The sequence below is a fragment of the Haliea sp. genome, from assembly GCF_041395985.1.
Taxonomy (GTDB): Bacteria; Pseudomonadota; Gammaproteobacteria; order Pseudomonadales; family Halieaceae; genus Haliea.
This window is the reverse complement of record NZ_JAWKZJ010000001.1, coordinates 152,016-168,757: the sequence shown is the minus strand read 5'-3', so window position 1 is coordinate 168,757 and position 16,742 is coordinate 152,016. Positions and strand designations below refer to the sequence as shown.

Annotated in this window: 15 protein-coding genes; 8 read left to right on the top strand and 7 right to left on the bottom strand. The window is 64.9% G+C overall.

All coding sequences use genetic code 11. The features are described from left to right. The first annotated feature begins 9 nt into the window (after positions 1-9). The 4 genes from R3E49_RS00780 (at position 10) to R3E49_RS00765 (ending at position 6,564) form a co-directional block, all read left to right on the top strand. Complete coding sequence (locus R3E49_RS00780; RefSeq protein ID WP_371293309.1) at positions 10-651, top strand: urea amidolyase associated protein UAAP2; 642 nt, start codon at positions 10-12, stop codon at positions 649-651. Between the two features lie 72 nt (positions 652-723). Continuing rightward, positions 724-4,347 (top strand): urea carboxylase, encoded by a 3,624-nt coding sequence (uca, locus tag R3E49_RS00775; protein WP_371293308.1) that lies wholly within the window; start codon positions 724-726, stop codon positions 4,345-4,347. Further along, on the top strand, positions 4,344-6,158 hold the full coding sequence (gene atzF, locus R3E49_RS00770; RefSeq protein ID WP_371293307.1) for an allophanate hydrolase: 1,815 nt from the start codon (positions 4,344-4,346) through the stop codon (positions 6,156-6,158). The genes uca and atzF overlap by 4 nt, the downstream gene beginning before the upstream one ends. 67 nt (positions 6,159-6,225) lie before the next feature. After that, positions 6,226-6,564 carry a P-II family nitrogen regulator gene (locus R3E49_RS00765; RefSeq protein ID WP_290742375.1) on the top strand — a complete coding sequence of 113 codons (339 nt, stop codon included), beginning with the start codon at positions 6,226-6,228 and terminating at the stop codon, positions 6,562-6,564. 24 nt (positions 6,565-6,588) lie between these two features. Here the strand turns inward: R3E49_RS00765 and R3E49_RS00760 are convergent, their stop codons facing one another. From R3E49_RS00760 to R3E49_RS00735, 6 genes are read right to left on the bottom strand one after another with little or no spacing between them, the layout of a single operon-like run. Then, complete coding sequence (locus R3E49_RS00760) at positions 6,589-7,353, bottom strand: HAD family hydrolase (RefSeq protein WP_371293306.1); 765 nt, start codon at positions 7,351-7,353, stop codon at positions 6,589-6,591. After that, entirely contained in the window at positions 7,304-8,215 is a 912-nt protein-coding gene (gene xerC, locus R3E49_RS00755; protein WP_371293305.1) for a tyrosine recombinase XerC, read from the bottom strand. The genes R3E49_RS00760 and xerC overlap by 50 nt, the downstream gene beginning before the upstream one ends. Next, positions 8,215-8,919: a DUF484 family protein gene (locus tag R3E49_RS00750; RefSeq protein ID WP_371293304.1), complete on the bottom strand. Its 705-nt coding sequence runs from the start codon at positions 8,917-8,919 to the stop codon at positions 8,215-8,217. Before R3E49_RS00750 ends, xerC begins: the two co-directional genes overlap by 1 nt. A 37-nt stretch (positions 8,920-8,956) precedes the next feature. Next, complete coding sequence (dapF, locus tag R3E49_RS00745) at positions 8,957-9,787, bottom strand: diaminopimelate epimerase (protein ID WP_371293303.1); 831 nt, start codon at positions 9,785-9,787, stop codon at positions 8,957-8,959. A 13-nt stretch (positions 9,788-9,800) separates the two neighbouring features. Beyond that, complete coding sequence (gene lysA / locus R3E49_RS00740; protein ID WP_371293302.1) at positions 9,801-11,051, bottom strand: diaminopimelate decarboxylase; 1,251 nt, start codon at positions 11,049-11,051, stop codon at positions 9,801-9,803. 14 nt (positions 11,052-11,065) lie between these two features. Further along, positions 11,066-11,236: a lipoprotein gene (locus R3E49_RS00735; protein WP_371293301.1), complete on the bottom strand. Its 171-nt coding sequence runs from the start codon at positions 11,234-11,236 to the stop codon at positions 11,066-11,068. Positions 11,237-11,399: 163 nt separating this feature from the next. On the opposite strand from R3E49_RS00735, the gene R3E49_RS00730 reads away from it, so the two are divergent. After that, the gene (locus tag R3E49_RS00730) at positions 11,400-12,401 is read left to right on the top strand and encodes a DUF3187 family protein (RefSeq protein ID WP_371293300.1); all 1,002 of its coding nucleotides are present in this window, start codon (positions 11,400-11,402) and stop codon (positions 12,399-12,401) included. Between the two features lie 34 nt (positions 12,402-12,435). Here R3E49_RS00730 and argH read toward each other — a convergent pair whose 3' ends face one another. Further along, positions 12,436-13,839, bottom strand: coding sequence for an argininosuccinate lyase (gene argH, locus R3E49_RS00725; protein WP_371293299.1), 1,404 nt, complete (start codon positions 13,837-13,839; stop codon positions 12,436-12,438). A 112-nt stretch (positions 13,840-13,951) separates the two neighbouring features. Here argH and R3E49_RS00720 point away from each other — a divergent pair, with 112 nt between their 5' ends. From R3E49_RS00720 to hemC, 3 genes are all read left to right on the top strand, one after another. Next, entirely contained in the window at positions 13,952-15,010 is a 1,059-nt protein-coding gene (locus R3E49_RS00720) for a sensor histidine kinase (protein WP_371293776.1), read from the top strand. After that, positions 15,007-15,735, top strand: coding sequence for a LytR/AlgR family response regulator transcription factor (locus tag R3E49_RS00715; RefSeq protein ID WP_371293298.1), 729 nt, complete (start codon positions 15,007-15,009; stop codon positions 15,733-15,735). The genes R3E49_RS00720 and R3E49_RS00715 overlap by 4 nt, the downstream gene beginning before the upstream one ends. Before the next feature lie 73 nt (positions 15,736-15,808). Beyond that, positions 15,809-16,741 (top strand): hydroxymethylbilane synthase, encoded by a 933-nt coding sequence (gene hemC, locus R3E49_RS00710; protein ID WP_371293297.1) that lies wholly within the window; start codon positions 15,809-15,811, stop codon positions 16,739-16,741. The last annotated feature ends 1 nt before the right edge of the window (position 16,742 follow it).

Below are 16,742 nucleotides of genomic sequence, written 5' to 3'. Positions count from 1 at the left end.
GAGTTCACCATGTTGACTGAAAGTGTACGTCGCCCCGACGAAGCGCATTCCCGCACCACCGTGCCCGCCGGTGACTATTACCTCGGTCGGGTAAACGCGGGCCAGACACTGCGTATTCTGGATATCGAGGGCAATCAGGCGGCTGATACCCTGTTCTTTAGCGCAGACGACAGTGCCGAGCGCTACAGCGCGACGGATACCCTGCGTGAACAGGGCAATGTATACCTGAGTGCGGGGTCCATACTGCGTTCCAGCCGCAACCGCCCGATGCTGGAAATTGTGGCGGACACCTGTGGCCGTCACGACACGCTGGGCGGCGCCTGTGCCAGTGAGAGTAATACGGTGCGCTACGACCTCGAGAAGCGCTGTATGCATTCCTGCCGCGACAGCTGGATGCTGGCGATTGCCGAGCACCCCGAGTTCGGACTGCACAAACGCGATATCGGCCACAACATCAACTTTTTCATGAACGTGCCGGTGACCGCAGCGGGTGGCCTGACCTTCGAGGACGGTATTTCCGCACCGGGCAAATATGTCGAGCTGACCGCACTGATGGATGTGTTGGTGCTCATTTCCAATTGCCCTCAACTGAATAATCCCTGCAATGGTTTTAATCCAACACCGGTCGAGGTGTTGGTCTGGGATCACTGAATCAGATAACCCCGGCTGTGGACGACCACAACCGGCAACGATGAGACGGGACGACCCGCGCCAGGTTTGACGATGTTTGACACTGTACTTGTAGCCAACCGCGGGGCCATCGCCACCCGCATCCTGCGCACCCTGCGTCGACTGGATATCCGCTCTGTGGCGGTATATGCAGATTGCGATGCCGACAGCCTGCATGTGCGGCAGGCGGACCAGGCATTCTGCCTGGGTGAAGGTGGCGCTGCAGAGACCTACCTCAATATGGAGCGCATTCTCGAGGTGGCGCGCGCAAGCGGCGCGCAGGCCATTCATCCGGGCTACGGTTTTCTCAGCGAAAACGCTGAATTCGTCAGGCGCTGCGAAGCGGCGGGCATCGCTTTTATCGGCCCCACTCCCGAGCAGATGCAGGCCTTTGGGCTCAAGCACCGGGCAAGGGCCCTGGCGGAGGCGGCGGGTGTTCCGCTGTTGCCGGGTTCCGGGTTGCTCGACACCCTGGCGGCGGCGGAAGCAGAGGCACTGCGCATTGGCTACCCGGTGATGCTCAAGAGCACGGCTGGCGGTGGCGGCATAGGCATGCAGCTGTGCCACGATGCCGCAGAACTGGCCGGTGCGTTTGACTCTGTACGTCGGCTGGGCGCCAACAACTTCGCTGATGACAGCGTGTTTCTGGAGAAATTCATTGGCCGCGCCCGGCACATTGAAGTGCAGGTGGTCGGTGACGGCCAGGGCAGGGCGCTGGCGCTCGGGGAGCGTGACTGTTCAAGCCAGCGTCGCAACCAGAAAGTGGTTGAAGAATGCCCCGCCCCCAACCTGGAGGAGGCCACCCGTGCTGCCTTGCACAGTACGGCTGAACGACTGTTGTCGAGTATCGGCTACCGCAACGCCGGCACCGTGGAGTTCATCTACGATGCCGACACGGCGGCGTTTTATTTTCTCGAGGTCAACACGCGGCTGCAGGTTGAGCACGGTGTGACGGAAGAAGTGTATGGCATAGACCTGGTCGAGTGGATGCTGCGCATTGCCGCCGGCAGCGCTCCCGACCTGGATGCCGAGCGCGGCGCCCTGCGGCCACGGGGTCACGCCGTGCAGGTGCGTGTCTACGCCGAGGACCCGTGGCTGGACTTTCAGCCCTGCGCGGGCCTACTGAGTCATGTCAGTTTTCCCTCCGGTGACGGGGTGCGCATCGACCACTGGATTGAATCCGGTGTTGAGGTGCCTCCCTTCTTCGATCCGATGCTGGCCAAGGTGATTGTGCATGCCGGGGACCGCGGCGCGGCACTGCAGAAGCTGCAGCGCACCCTGGACGAGATCGAACTCTACGGCAGTGAGACCAATCTCGGTTACCTGCGGGCCCTGAGCCGCGATGCCACGCTGCTGCAGGGACAGGTGACCACCCGTTACCTGAACCGCTTCAGCCATCGCCCGGCGCGGGTTGATGTGCTGCAGGGTGGTACACAGACCACGCTGCAGGACTACCCTGGTCGGCAGGGGCACTGGGATGTTGGCGTGCCGCCGTCCGGTCCCTTCGACAGCTACTCTTTCCGCCTCGCGAACCGTCTGCTGAACAACGACGCTGATGCCAGCGCCCTGGAGATTACCCTGCAGGGCCCGCTGTTGCGCTTCGCTGTCGATACGCAAATGGTGATTGCCGGCGCGGCAATCGAGGCCACCCTCGATGAGCAACCTGTCTTTCCGTGGCAGGTGGTTGCCGTGCGCGCGGGCCAGACACTGCAACTGGGGCGCGTGCGTGAAGCCGGGGCGCGTGCGTACCTCGCGGTGCGCGGCGGCTTTCAGTGTCCGGCGTATCTTGGTTCGCGCTCCACCTTCACCCTCGGCCAGTTTGGCGGCCACAACGGCCGCGCGTTGAGGGCCGGTGACGTGCTGCACCTGCGTGAGGAGCCTGTGCTCCCCGCGCCACCGCAACAGCTTCCCGCTGCACTGCAGCCAGATATCCACCGGCAGTGGGAGCTCAGGGTAATTTACGGCCCCCACGGTGCCCCTGATTTCTTCACGGATGACGACATCGCCACATTCTTTGCCACCGACTGGGAGGTTCACTACAACTCCAGCCGCACGGGTGTGCGCCTGATTGGCCCGAAACCGCAGTGGGCGCGTGCCGACGGTGGTGAGGCAGGCCTGCACCCCTCCAACATTCACGACAATGGCTACGCCTTCGGCACGGTGGATTTCACCGGTGATATGCCCGTTATTCTGGGCCCGGATGGTCCCTCACTGGGTGGGTTCGTGTGCCCGGCGACAGTGATTACCGCGGATCTGTGGAAGCTCGGGCAGCTGCGGGCGGGCGACAGGCTGCGTTTTATGCCCGTTTCGCTGCCGCAGGCGGTGGCGCTCGAGGCGGCCCAGAGCGAGGCTATCGCCGCGCTTGCACCGGTCGCCTGTGAGTGGCAGCCGGCGGCACCGCTGTCGCCGGTGCTGGCGCGCTTCCCCGCCGAGACCTTTGGTGACGAAATCGTCTGCCGCAGCGCGGGAGACCACTTTCTGCTGGTCGAATATGGCGAGCAGGAACTCGATATTCGGCTGCGCTTCCGGGCACATGCACTCATGCAGTGGTTGCAGCAATACTCGCTGCCGGGGCTGCGCGAGTTGATCCCGGGGATCCGCTCACTGCAGATTCACTACGACAGCCAGGTGCTGGGCCACGATGCCCTGCTTGCGCACCTCGAGCGCGGCGAGCGCGAGCTGGCCACGCAGCTGGCGCAACTCAGCGTGCCCTCACGCATCGTGCACCTGCCGTTGTCCTGGGATGATGAGGCCTGCCGGCTCGCCATCGAAAAATATACGCAGTCCGTGCGAAAAAATGCGCCCTGGTGCCCGAGTAACCTGGAATTCATTCGCCGCATCAACGGTCTCGAGGACATTGAGGCGGTCAAGCGCATTGTGTTCGAGGCCGCGTACCTGGTGATGGGTCTGGGTGATGTCTATCTCGGGGCGCCGGTGGCTACGCCGGTAGACCCTCGGCACCGTCTGGTCACCACCAAGTACAATCCCGCGCGCACCTGGACGGCAGAAAACTCTGTGGGCATCGGGGGTTCCTATCTCTGCGTGTATGGTATGGAGGGCCCGGGAGGCTACCAGTTCGTCGGGCGCACCCTGCAGATGTGGAACCGCTATCGACGTACCGAGGCCTTCGAAGAGCCCTGGCTGCTGCGTTTTTTCGACCAGATCCGCTTTTATGAAGTCAGCCACGACGAGTTGCAGCAAATCCGTCGTGATTTCCCGCAGGGGCGCTACCCGCTGACCATTGAACAGAGCCAGTTCTCACTGGCCGACTACGAGCAGCTGCTGGCCGACCATGCAGGCGCCATCGACGACTTCCGTAGCCGCCGCCAGCAGGCCTTTGCGGCGGAGCTGGCGCAGTGGCACGCCAGCGGGCAGTTCAACTTCGCTGAAGAAGAGCAGCCGCCGACGGTGGAGGAGCAGAGCTGGCCCGACAGCGCCACCGTCGTGGACAGCCCAGTATCCGGCAGTGTCTGGCAGCTGCGCGTGCAGGTGGGGGATACCGTGCGCCGCGGCGATCCGCTGCTGGTGCTGGAATCAATGAAGATGGAGATTGCCGTATCTGCCCCCTGCGACGCCACGGTCACCCAGGTGTTGCCGACCGCCGGAGGTCGCGTCGCCGCGGGGCAGGCACTGGTGGTGCTTGAGGACACGACGGACAGCGCAGGAGCTGCACCATGAGCCACACTATGACCATCTCGGGGTTGCAGGCGGCCTACGCGGCCGGTGAACTGACACCGGCGTCCGTGATGGAGAATATTCGCCAGCGTGCCGTAGAGTATGCTGCGCACAATATCTGGATTCATGTGCTCAGTGCGCAAGAGCAGGCAGGCTGGCTGGAGGCTCTCGCCGAGCGTGACCCGGCCACCCACCCCCTGTGGGGCGTGCCCTTCGCCATCAAGGACAATATTGACCTCGCCGGTATTCCCACCACGGCGGGCTGCCCCGAGTTTGCCTACACGCCGGCGCAGTCTGCCCGGGTGGTGCAGCAACTGCTGGATGCGGGTGCGATTCCGGTGGGCAAGACCAATCTGGACCAGTTCGCGACCGGGCTCAATGGCACCCGCTCGCCCTATGGCGCCTGTCACAACGCCTTCGCCCCGGAATACATCTCCGGCGGCTCCAGTTCAGGCTCGGCAGTGGCTGTGGCGCTGGGTCTCGCGAGTTTCAGTCTCGGCACTGACACGGCGGGCTCGGGCCGCGTGCCGGCCTGCTTCAATAACCTGGTGGGCGTGAAGCCCACCCGCGGCCTCCTGTCCTCCCGTGGCCTGGTGCCCGCCTGTCGCAGCCTGGATTGCATCAGCCTGTTTGCGCTGGATACCGACGACGCAGACCGGGTGTTGAGCTGCGCGGAAGGGTTCGACCGGGAGGATGCCTTCAGTCGCCGCAACGTCTTCGCCAACAGCGCACGCCACTACGGGCTGCGCACGGGGCCGCTGAAAATGGGCGTACTCGGCGAGGAGCACCTGAAATTTTTTGGTGACAGTGACTACGCGGCGGCCTACCGACACACCCTGGCGGCGCTGGCTGACGCGGGGGTGGAACTGGTGCCGGTGGACTACACGCCTTTCGACCAGGCGGCGCGCCTGCTTTACGATGGCCCCTGGGTGGCGGAGCGCTACATCGCCTGTGAATCCATGCTGACCGCGAATCCCGAAGCCATCCATCCGGTGGTTCGGAGTATTGTGGCGCAGGGTGACACGCTGCAAGCAACCGCGCTGTTCCAGGCCCAGTACCGGCTGGCAGCGCTGCGGCAGCAGTGCGAGGCGGCGCTGGAGGGTCTCGACTGCCTGCTCACACCCACGGCGGGACGCCTGTTCAGTATTGCCGACCTGCTCGCCGAGCCGGTGCTGTACAACGCCCAGCTCGGCTATTACACCAATTTCATGAACCTGCTGGATATGGCAGCGGTCGCGGTGCCCACGGCCTTTACGGCTGACGGGCGCCCCTTTGGTGTGACCCTGGCGGGCAGCGCTTTCAGTGACCGCGCACTGCTGTCGATGGCCAATCGCCTGCGTGCCCTGCTGCCGCTGCCACTGGGTGCCCTGCAGGTGGCCGCGACCGGCAGCACGGCGCCGGCAGTGGCTGACACGACGCACACGAAGATTGCGGTATGCGGTGCGCATCTCGACGGCCTGCCCCTGAACTGGCAGCTCCGCGAGCGCGGCGCTACCCTGCTGGCCCGCACGCAGAGCGCCGCCTGCTACCGACTCTACCTGCTGGCCGGAGGCCCTCCCTTGCGCCCGGGTATGGTGCGTGACGAAGCGCAGGGGCGCGATATCGAGGTTGAGGTGTGGTCCATCCCGACTGCCGAACTGGGCGGCTTTGTCGCCGGCATCCCCGCACCGCTGGGGATCGGTAAAGTGGAGCTGGCGGACGGCAGCTGGGTCAGTGGCTTCATCTGCGAACCGCAGGGTGTATTGACGGCAGCGGAGGAGATCACGCACCACGGTGGCTGGCGGCGTTGGTTGCAGGGCAGCGGAATGGCATGAGGGCCTGTGCCCACCGGCGATTCTATGGCGTATACTGCGGGCTTCGCTGAAATTCGGAGATGCCTGCATGAAACTGGTCACTGCCATCATCAAACCGTTCAAGATGGACGACGTCCGTGCCGCACTGGCGGAAATAGGTGTTCAGGGGATTACTGTGACTGAGGTCAAGGGCTTTGGTCGTCAGCGCGGCCACACCGAGCTGTACCGGGGCGCCGAGTACGTGGTGGACTTCCTGCCCAAGCTGAAACTGGAGATCGCCGTCGGTGAGTCCCAGCTGGCTTCGACGATTGATGCCATCATTCAGGCAGCCAATACCGGCAAGATCGGAGATGGCAAGATCTTTGTCACCGAGATGGAACAGGTCATCCGCATTCGCACCGGCGAGACGGGCGAAAACGCGATCTGAGCCGGAACGGCTCGGGGCTCCTGCTTAGGGGCTGCCGTGGAGACGGGCGATGGCTGCGGGCAGGTCGCGCAGCGCTGTGATCTCCTCGTCGGCGCGATAACTCTCAGGCTGCCAGGCTTCACCCGCCAGATTCACCCAGACAGTGCGCAGGCCCACCCGCTGTGCCCCGAGAATGTCATGTTCGGGGTTGTCACCCACATGCACAATCTCTTCAGCGGCGGCACCGGTCGCCACCAGTGCGGCGTGAAACATGTCCGGCGCAGGCTTGCTGGCACCGATCTCTTCTGCCAGAAAGGCGAAATCGAAGTATTCCGCTGCATCGGTCTTGTAGATGTCGGCGTTACCGTTGGTCAGCGCTCCCAGTCGGTAGGTTTTGGCCAGCGTCTGCAGCACGTCCAGCGCCTCCGCGTAGAGCTCGACCTTGTGCCGCTCTTCCAGGAAGGCGGCGAACGCCGCGCGGGCGCCGGCCTCGCTCTCTGCGATGCTGAAGCCCGCCGCGCGCTGCAGCTCAAACAGTGTGCGTATGCGCATCTGACTGACGTGATGCGCCAGTTCCGGATGCTGCTTCCAGACCCGCTTCTTGAATTCCCACAGGCTGTCATGGTCGTGGTGCTCGATGCTCCCGGGGCGATGCTGCAGCAGCCAGTCCCGCTGTGCCTGCTCCGCACGCAACAGGGCCGGCTCCACGTCCCACAGCGTATTGTCCAGGTCGAAGGTGATCACCCGCAGTGGCATGTACTCATTCTCCACCGGGCTTGCGGCGCCGCGCACGCGGATGCGCTGCGTCATAGACCTTGGCCAGATGCTGGAAGTCGAGGTGGGTGTAGATCTGGGTGGTGGCAATGTTCGCGTGCCCCAGCAACTCCTGCACCGCGCGCAGGTCTCCGCTGGATTCCAGCATGTGGCTGGCAAACGAGTGGCGCAGCATGTGTGGATGTACGTCCTGGTACATGCCTGCCCGCCTGCCTTGCAGGCGCAGCCGATCCTGGATGGTGCGCGCGCTGACGCGTGTTCCACGACGGCTGAGGAACAGCGCGCGATCCGCGCTTGCGGGGCGCACCTCCAGCCAGCGATCCAGTGCCGCCAGTGCCACCGAGCCCACCGGTACGGTGCGCGTTTTACGGCCCTTGCCGGTGACGGTGAGCAACTGCTCATGGCGGTCTATGTCACCGAGATTGATAGCGGCCAGCTCCGCCAGTCGCAGGCCTGAGGAATAGAAGAGTTCCGCCATGGCGCTGTCCCGGCGTGCGGTCAGGTCATCGCCGCTGAATTGCAGGTAGCGGTTTACCTGATCGGTATCCAGGGCTCGCGGCAGGCGCCTGGGCTGCCTCGGCGCCTGTACCGCGGCGGCCGGGTTACGCGTGTGACCCTGTTCCCGACCGAGATAATTGAAGAAGGAGCGCAGCGCCGACAATGCACGCTGGATGCTGCTGCTGGCGAGGCCCTGGCGGCGCAGCTGGCTCACCCAGGCACGTATGTCGGACTCGTGCAACCGGGCAGGATCGGTCCGACCACGATCCGTGCAGAAGCGCTCGAGGCCCGCGAGGTCTCGCTGGTAGTTGCTGACAGTGTGTGGCGACAGCTGGCGCACGTCGCGCAGGTAGCGGATAAAGGCCTCAGTGGCGACCTGCAGCGGTGTGGCCTCCGGCATCACGTCTGTGCCGTTGCTTGCAGGCGGGGCAGCAGGCGCACCATCACCTCGGCAATATGCTGCAGGAACAGCGTGCCCATGGTGCTTGTATAGTGGTGTGCATCGGAGCTGCCCACCGCGATGACCCCCAGGTCCTCTGTCCCGGTAAGTGGCATGACGGCCGCAGACCCCACGCTACCGGCGTTCTCGAACAGGAAGTCGAGCTCTTCCCGGCGCAGCGGGCCGCAGACGGCCTTGCGTCCCCGCAGCAGGGCGCCGATGGTGGACTGGGCGCTTTCCGCCGGGACCACACGTACGCCATCCGCCGCGGTCGCATCGCCGAACAGGATGATGCTTGCGTGTTCAACACCGAAATCCGCCTGCATGGCGCGCTGGAAGGCGGCGCACAATGCCGGGACGGAGTCGGCGTCCAGCATGGCGAGCACCAGGTGCCGGGTTTGTTCGTAGAGCTTGTCGTTGCTGCGCGCATTTGCAGTGAGGGCGTTGAGTCGTTGGCGCATTTCGGTGTTGCGTTCGCGCAGCACGCTCACCTGCTTCTCTACCAGGGATACGGCACTCCCGGAGGCGTGATTTACGTGCAGAAAATCCAGCATGTCAGGATGGCGCTGCAGGAAATCGCTGTGGTTCTTGAGGTATTCGCGAACGCTGTCGTCGGTTAATGCTGCCCCGCCGGCAGTGACTGCATGTTCATTTCTGGCTGACATGGTCTGTGCTCCACATTTCCGGCGCGCCGCGCCGGCGTCATATTCTGATACTGCCCTCGAACACGACGGCGGTCGGACCCGTCATGGTCACCGGGTTGCCGGGGCCGGGCCAGCGAATCTCAAGCTTACCGCCGGGCAGGTGAACTGTCACGGTGTCCTGCAACCAGCCGCGTATCATGCCGTACACGGCTGCCGCGCAGGCACCTGTGCCGCAGGCCAGTGTCTCACCGACCCCGCGCTCGTGAACACGCAGGCGGATTTCTCCTGCCGAGAGCACCTGCATGAAACCGGCATTGGTGCGTTTCGGAAAGCTGGGGTGGTGTTCGATCGCCGGACCCAGTGTGGCAACGGGGGCGCTGTCTACGTCTTCCACACGCAGCACCGCGTGCGGATTGCCCATCGACAGCACGCCGATTTCCAGCTGCTGGTCCGCCACCTGCAGTGTGTAGCTCGGCGCCTCGTGATCGGCCAGCAGTGGAATACGCGCTGGCTCAAAGACCGGCGCGCCCATGTCGACTTCCACCCGCTGCTTGTCACGCAGGCGCAGTTCGAGCACGCCACCGGCGGTCTGCACACGGATCACGCGCTTGCCGGTCAGGTGCTTGTCGCGTACGAAACGGGCGAAGCAGCGTGCGCCGTTGCCGCAATTCTCCACTTCACTGCCATCCGCATTGAAAATGCGATAGCGAAAGTCCACCTCCGGGCTGTCCGGCGTTTCCACCAGCAGGACCTGATCACAGCCAATACCAAAGTGCCGGTCGGCGAGACGCTTGATGTCCTCGGTGCGGGGGCGATAGCGCTGGGTTATCAAATCGATGACAACAAAATCGTTCCCTGCACCATGCATTTTGGTGAATTTGAGCAGCATCGGCGGGTGCTCCTCAGTCCGGCAGACGGCGTTCCCGCCGCAACAGGTCGTCAAGGGTTTCACGGGCGCCGACGACATGCATCGCGTCACCATCCACCATGATTTCCGCAGCGCGTGGCCGGGTGTTGTAGTTGGAGCTCATGCTGAAGCCGTAGGCGCCGGCGCCGAACATGGCCAGCAGGCTGCCCTCCCGCAGGCACAGTGTGCGTTGCTTGCCGAGGAAGTCGCCGGTTTCGCACACCGGGCCGACGATGTCCCAGGTGGCGTTGATGCCGTCGGCCGCAGGGTGACTGGGCTGTATATCCAGCCACGCCTGGTACAGTGCGGGACGGATCATGTCGTTCATGCCGGCGTCTACCAGCGCAAAATTGTGTTCCGGTGTCTGCTTCAGGTATTCCACCCGGGTGAGCAGAACACCGGCGTTGGCAGCGATGGAGCGGCCGGGCTCGAACACCAGGGGCAGCCGGCGTTCGCCCAGCTCCCGGCGGATGGCAGCGATGTAGTCGGCGATGGCGGGGGGCTGTTCGTCGCGGTAGCGCACGCCGAGGCCGCCACCGAGGTCGAGATGGCGGATGGCAATACCCTCGTCCGCCAGTGTGTCGACCAGCAGCAACAGGCGCCGCAGGGCGTCAATGAAAGGGCTCAGCTCCGTCAGCTGTGAGCCGATGTGGCAGTCCAGCCCCTGCACATCGATATGCGGCAGCGCGACGGCGCGCCGGTACAGCGGCAGGGCTTCGTCGACGCCGAGGCCGAACTTGTTTTCCCGCAGACCGGTGGAGATGTAGGGGTGGGTGCGCGCATCCACATCGGGGTTTACCCGGATCGACACCGGTGCCTGCCTGCCCATCTGTCCGGCGACGCGGTTGAGCACATCCAGCTCCGCCGCCGATTCAACGTTAAAACAGTGAATGCCCAGCTCCAGAGCCCTGGCCATTTCTGCGGCGGTCTTTGCCACGCCGGAAAATACGGTCTTCGCGGGATCTCCGCCGGCGGCAATCACCCGCTCCAGTTCGCCCACGGAAACAATGTCAAAGCCCGCACCGAGGCGGGCCAGCACATCGAGGACGGCGAGGTTGGAGTTGGCCTTGACGGCGTAGCAGATCAGGTGCGGCCAGTCGGCAAGCGCGCCCTGGTAGGCGCGCAGGGCTGTTTCCAGGGCGGCCCGTGAATACACATAGCAGGGCGTGCCGTGGTGCTGGGCTATGGCGTCAGCGGCGACCTCTTCGGCGTACAGGGTGCCGGCGCGAAACTCGAAGAAACTCATGGTTCTGTGGGCACTCAGTAGGTTGCGGAAGCGTGAGCCGTCGTTGCTGGCAGCCCTGCACTCGCCACCGGCGTGGTCGCGGGCGCCTCTCCCTGCGGCGGCAACTGCAGGGGGCCGGTCTGCCCGCAGCCGGCCAGCAGGGCCAGTAGTGGGGCAAACAGCCAGTGAGGGCGCGTCATGGGCATGGCTGGGGTTCCGTCCATAAAAGCGCGCAGTATACCCGAATTGACGCAGGATTCTGCGTTGCACAACGCGGGGCGGGCAGGCCCGGGGGCGGCGCCTCGGCAAAGGCTCGAATTGCGCGCGGGATCATGGCAGGATCAGGGGTTTGTTACTGAGGCCCTGCCCGTGCGAGCGTGTGTTTCCCTCAAGGTGTCCCTGCGTCGCTGTGCCATTGGCGGCCTGACTGCCCTGCTGCTCCTGGCCGGTGCGGCCCAGGCGGTGGAGCCGCTGTACGGCAAGAACCTGACACCGGTCAGCGGTCTTCTGGGCTTGCCCTCGATGCGCGGTGCCGCGCTGGTGCCTGCGCAGGACATGGCTTTCGCCGTGCATGGCGCGATGGCCAGCCACGCCGTGTTCGACAGCGCCACCGGGGAGGCACTGCGCCTGGATGGTGAAACCCACCGCCTCGCCCTCGAGTGGCGCTATGGCCTGGCACCCGGCTGGGAGCTGCAGGTGGAGCTGCCCTGGCTGAGCCACAGCGGCGGCTCGCTGGATGCGCTGATCGACAGCTGGCACAGCCTGTGGGGAATGCCGGATGGGGGGCGTGATGCGGTGCCCCGCGACCAGCTGGACTTCCGCTATCTGAATTCGACGGCGGCGTTTGCCCTGCAGGACAGCGTCTCCGGAGCGGGTGATGTCACCCTGGGCCTGCACCGCGCATTGCGCACTGGGGGGAGCTGGCGCCTGAGCGCCGGATTGGGGTACAAGCTGGCGACCGGAGAAGAGCGCGAGCTGCTGGGCAGTGGCGCGGAGGATGTTTTCCTGGTGTTGCGGGCCGACGGCTTGCCCCCGCAGAGCGTCTGGCAGCTGTTTGGGCAGGCGGGTTATCTGAGAGCGGGGCAGGTTCCGGGGCTGCGTGCCGCGCAGGAGCGCAATCTCTGGTTTGCCGGTATGGGGGTGAGCTGGGCCGTGCATGAGCGCGTCACCTTGCTGGCGCAGGTCGATGCCCACGCCGCTCCGCTGCAGAGCAATCTGACGGCCCTGGGCGACAGCGCCCTGCTGCTGAATGTGGGTGCGCGCTGGCAGCTGACGGACCGCTGGGCGCTGGAAGCCGGGTTTATGGAGGATATCCGGGTCGAGACGGCGCCGGATATCACCTTTCAGGCCAGCCTGCGCTTTGTGCCCTGACTGGGCCGGCGTCCGCCGGCACGCCTCGCCGGGCCTACTGCGGGCGGGCTGACAGCCGCTGCAGCGCCGCATCCGCGGCCGCCTGTACCTGCCGTGGCGCAGTGCCCCCCAGGTGATCGCGCGCGGCCACCGAGCCCTCCAGAGTCAGCACGTCGAACACGTCGGCATCGATCTCCCCACTGAACCCCTGTAGCGTAGCCAACGACATTTCGGCCAGGTCGGCTCCGCTGGCCACGCCGTGGGCGACCGCTTTGCCCACCACTTCGTGGGCGTCGCGGAAGGGCAGCCCCTTGCGCACGAGATAGTCTGCGAGATCGGTCGCGGTGGAAAACCCACGGCGTGCCGCCTCCCGCATCTGCGCCGCGCGCGGCCGGATGGCAGGCACCATGTCGGCAAAGGCGCGCAGGCTGCCCAGTACGGTATCAATGGTATCGAAGAGCGGCTCCTTGTCTTCCTGGTTGTCCTTGTTGTAGGCCAGAGGCTGGCTTTTCATCAAGGTGAGCAGGGAGATGAGATGGCCGTTGACCCGACCGACCTTGCCGCGCACCAGTTCGGGGACGTCCGGGTTCTTTTTCTGCGGCATGATGGACGAGCCGGTGCAGAAACGGTCCGGCAGCTCGACGAAGTTGAACTGGGCTGACGTCCACAGCACCAGTTCTTCGGACATGCGCGACAGGTGCGTCATCAGCAGCGCGGCGAAACTGCAGAACTCGATGGCGAAATCCCGGTCCGAGACCGAATCCAGCGAGTTGGCCGTCGGCCGATCGAAGCCCAGCGCGTGCGCTGTCATCTCACGGTCAATGGGATAGGTGGTGCCGGCCAGTGCAGCCGCACCGAGCGGAGACTGGTTGAGCCGGGCGCGGCAGTCCATAAGCCGGCCATAATCGCGTTCCAGCATTTCATTCCAGGCCAGCAGGTGATGCCCGAACACCACGGGCTGCGCGGTCTGCAGGTGGGTGAAGCCGGGCATGATGGTTGTGCAGTGCTCGGCTGCCAGCCCGATGGTGCCCCGCTGCAGGCGCGTCAGCTCCGCGCCAATGGCATCGATGGCTGCACGCAGGTGCAGGCGGATATCCGTCGCGACCTGATCGTTGCGCGAACGACCGGTGTGCAGTTTCTTTCCGGTATTGCCAATCAGCTCGGTCAGGCGCGCCTCGATATTCATGTGCACGTCTTCGCGCTCGATGGACCACTGGAACTCGCCGGCCGCGATCTCAGCTGCCACCTGGTCGAGCCCGTTCTGGATCTGTTTGCGCTCGGCCTCGGACAGCACACCGACTGCGCACAGCATGTCGGCATGTGCTCTGGACCCCTGGATGTCCTCGGCCGCCATGCGCTGATCAAATTCCACGGACGCAGTGAAGCGCTGGACGAACTGGTCAGTGGGTTCAGCGAAACGCCCACCCCAGAGTGTATTGGTGTCTGTCTGCTTGCTCATGTTGATCCATGTCTGGTTGAAGGCCCGCGGCAGGCTGAGGTTTGGGTTCTGGCGCTTGTACCCGCCGCTCTTGGGTGCAAGTATACCACTGGGTGGACGAGGGTTTGTGTACATGCGGGAGATGGGGGAGCAGCAACTGAGGGCGCGGGCACAGGCCTCGGGTGCGTTTTTCATCCCCGATCTCTGCGCGCCGCGTCCGCTGCTGTTCCTGGTGTTGCTGGCTGAGCTGATGGTCCTGATGTATACACTGGCGGTGAGCAGCCTGCCGCGTTTCGAATGGACCGTACTCGCCACCGGTTCGGTGCTGGTGCAGTGGCTGGTGCTGGCCAGCGCGGTGACCCTCTGCCTCTTGCGGGGGTGGTTCTCGCGGCACAGCCTGTGGCTTGCCGCGGTGGGTAGCATCGTGCTGGTCGTCGCCGTCACGGGGCTGTCCGGCGAGCTGATTCTGCATTTCTACCCCGGCCTGATGGTGGATGCGGATGATCGCTGGTGGGTACTGCGCAACATGCTGGTTGCCGCGCTGGTCACAGGTATCACGCTGCGCTACTTCTATCTGCAACAGCAACTGACCCTGCGGGAGCGTTCGGAGCTGCAGGCGCGTATCGATTCCCTGCAGGCCCGTATCCGCCCGCACTTCCTGTTCAATACTCTGAACAGCATTGCCAGCCTGATCGCCTCACACCCGGAGCGGGCTGAGACCGCCGTGGAGGACCTGGCGGAACTGTTCCGTGCCAGCCTGCGCCAGGCTGGCCCCGGTGATACCGTGGCGGAAGAGGTGCACCGCTGTGAACTCTACCTGGGTATTGAGCGGTTGCGCCTGGGTGATCGCCTGCAGGTGGAATGGGAGGTGGCCGAGGCGGTTGCCAGTCTGCCGATGCCCAGTCTCATCCTGCAGCCACTGGTGGAAAACGCTGTGTACCACGGTGTATCGCTGCTCCCGGCGGGGGGCGTGATCCGGATTTCCGTGCAGCGCGAAGGAAGCGATGTACAGGTGGTGATTGACAATCCACGGCCGGACCCGCCAGCCCCCAGTCGAGGTGAGCGCATGGCCCTGAGCAACATCGAGCAGCGCTTGCAGGCGCTGTACGGCGATGCCGCCAGCCTGCGCCAGCGAGCCGGTAGTGGGGCGTTCCAGGTCGCGCTGCGCTATCCGGCGGGGCCTGCGGTATGAAAATCCTGCTGGTGGATGATGAACCGTTGGCACGGGACCGCCTGCGTCGACTGCTGCAGCGGCTGCGGCCCGAAGCAGAGGTCATCGAAGCCGGTTCGGGTGAGGATGCCCTGGCACTGCTGGCACGCGAGGACCCTTCGCTGGTGTTGCTGGATGTGCGCATGCCTGGCATGGACGGCATCGAGGTGGCTGCGGCGCTGGATCGTCTGCCCGCGCCACCCGCAGTGATTTTCTGTACGGCCTATGATGAGTACGCGCTCGATGCGCTGCGTCATCAGGCGGTTGCCTATTTGCTGAAGCCGGTGCGCGAAACGGAGCTCGCGCGGGCCCTGGCGACAGCGGGGCGGGTGAACCGTGTGCAGCTGGCTGCACTCTCGGATGGCGAGCCGGCGGGCCGCACCCAGGTCAGTAGCCAGGGGCATCGCGGTCTGGAGACCCTGCCCATCGCCGACGTGCGCTGCTTTATCGCCGGGCAGAAGTATGTCACGGCGGTTGCCCCGGAGCGCGAGCTGCTGATTCAGGACGCGCTGAAGGATCTGGAGCAGGAGTTTGCAACGGACTTCCTGCGTGTGCATCGCAATGCCCTTGTGGCGCGGCGGCACATCCGGCGCCTGCGCCGGGATGCAGGCGGTGGCTGGTCAGTAGAACTGGACGGCGTGGAGCTGCGTCCACAGGTCAGCCGTCGTCATCTCGCCGACGTGAAGGCCCGGCTGCAGCAAGGCTGAGCGCGCGGTAGCTGAAGTCGCGGCGCCGGGGCGCGGCTGGTATCATCGCGGCTCGAGCCCCAGGAAGCTGTTCATGCCTCGCACCATTACCATCGCTACCCGAGAAAGCCCGCTCGCACTGTGGCAGGCTGAATTTGTCCGTGACGCGTTGCAGCGTGCGCACCCCGGCCTTGATGTGCAGCTGTTGGGCATGACCTCGCGCGGGGACCAGTTGCTGGATGTGCCGCTGGCCAAGGTCGGCGGCAAGGGCCTGTTCGTCAAAGAGCTGGAAACCGCACTGCTCGACGGCAGTGCGGATATCGCGGTGCACTCGATGAAAGATGTGCCCATGGCGTTCCCCGAGGGGCTCTGTCTGGGCGTGATCTGTGCCCGGGAAGACCCCCGGGATGCCTTTGTCAGCAATTATTACGACAGCGTTGCCGCGCTGCCGCCGGGCAGTGTGGTGGGGACTTCAAGCCTGCGCCGGGAGTGTCAGCTGCGTGCCGCGCGCCCCGACCTCGAAGTCCGCTTTCTGCGCGGCAATGTCAACACCCGCCTGCGCAAGCTTGATGCCGGTGAGTACGACGCGATTATCCTGGCGACTGCCGGCCTGCTGCGTCTGGAAATGGCCGATCGGATCCGCCAGCGTATGCCTGTGGCGGATTCACTGCCCGCGGGCGGGCAGGGTGCGGTGGGTATCGAGCTGCGCAGTGATGACCAACAGCTGCTGGCGCTGTTGCAGCCCCTGCACCACGCGCCGACCGCGCAGCGGGTGACCGCGGAGCGCGCGTTGAATCGCCGACTGGAAGGTGGCTGCCAGGTCCCGATTGCCTGCTACGCAGAGTTCGAATCCGGTGGTGAAACACTGTGGCTGCGCGGCCTCGTCGGGCAGCCGGATGGTGCGCGGCTGCTGCGTGCCGAAGGGCGCGCGCCGGTTGTGGAGGCCGAGGCATTGGGAGTCGCGGTGGCCGAGGACCTCCTGGCGCAGGGCGCGGGCGCCATACTGGCTGAGGTCTATGGGCGCTAGG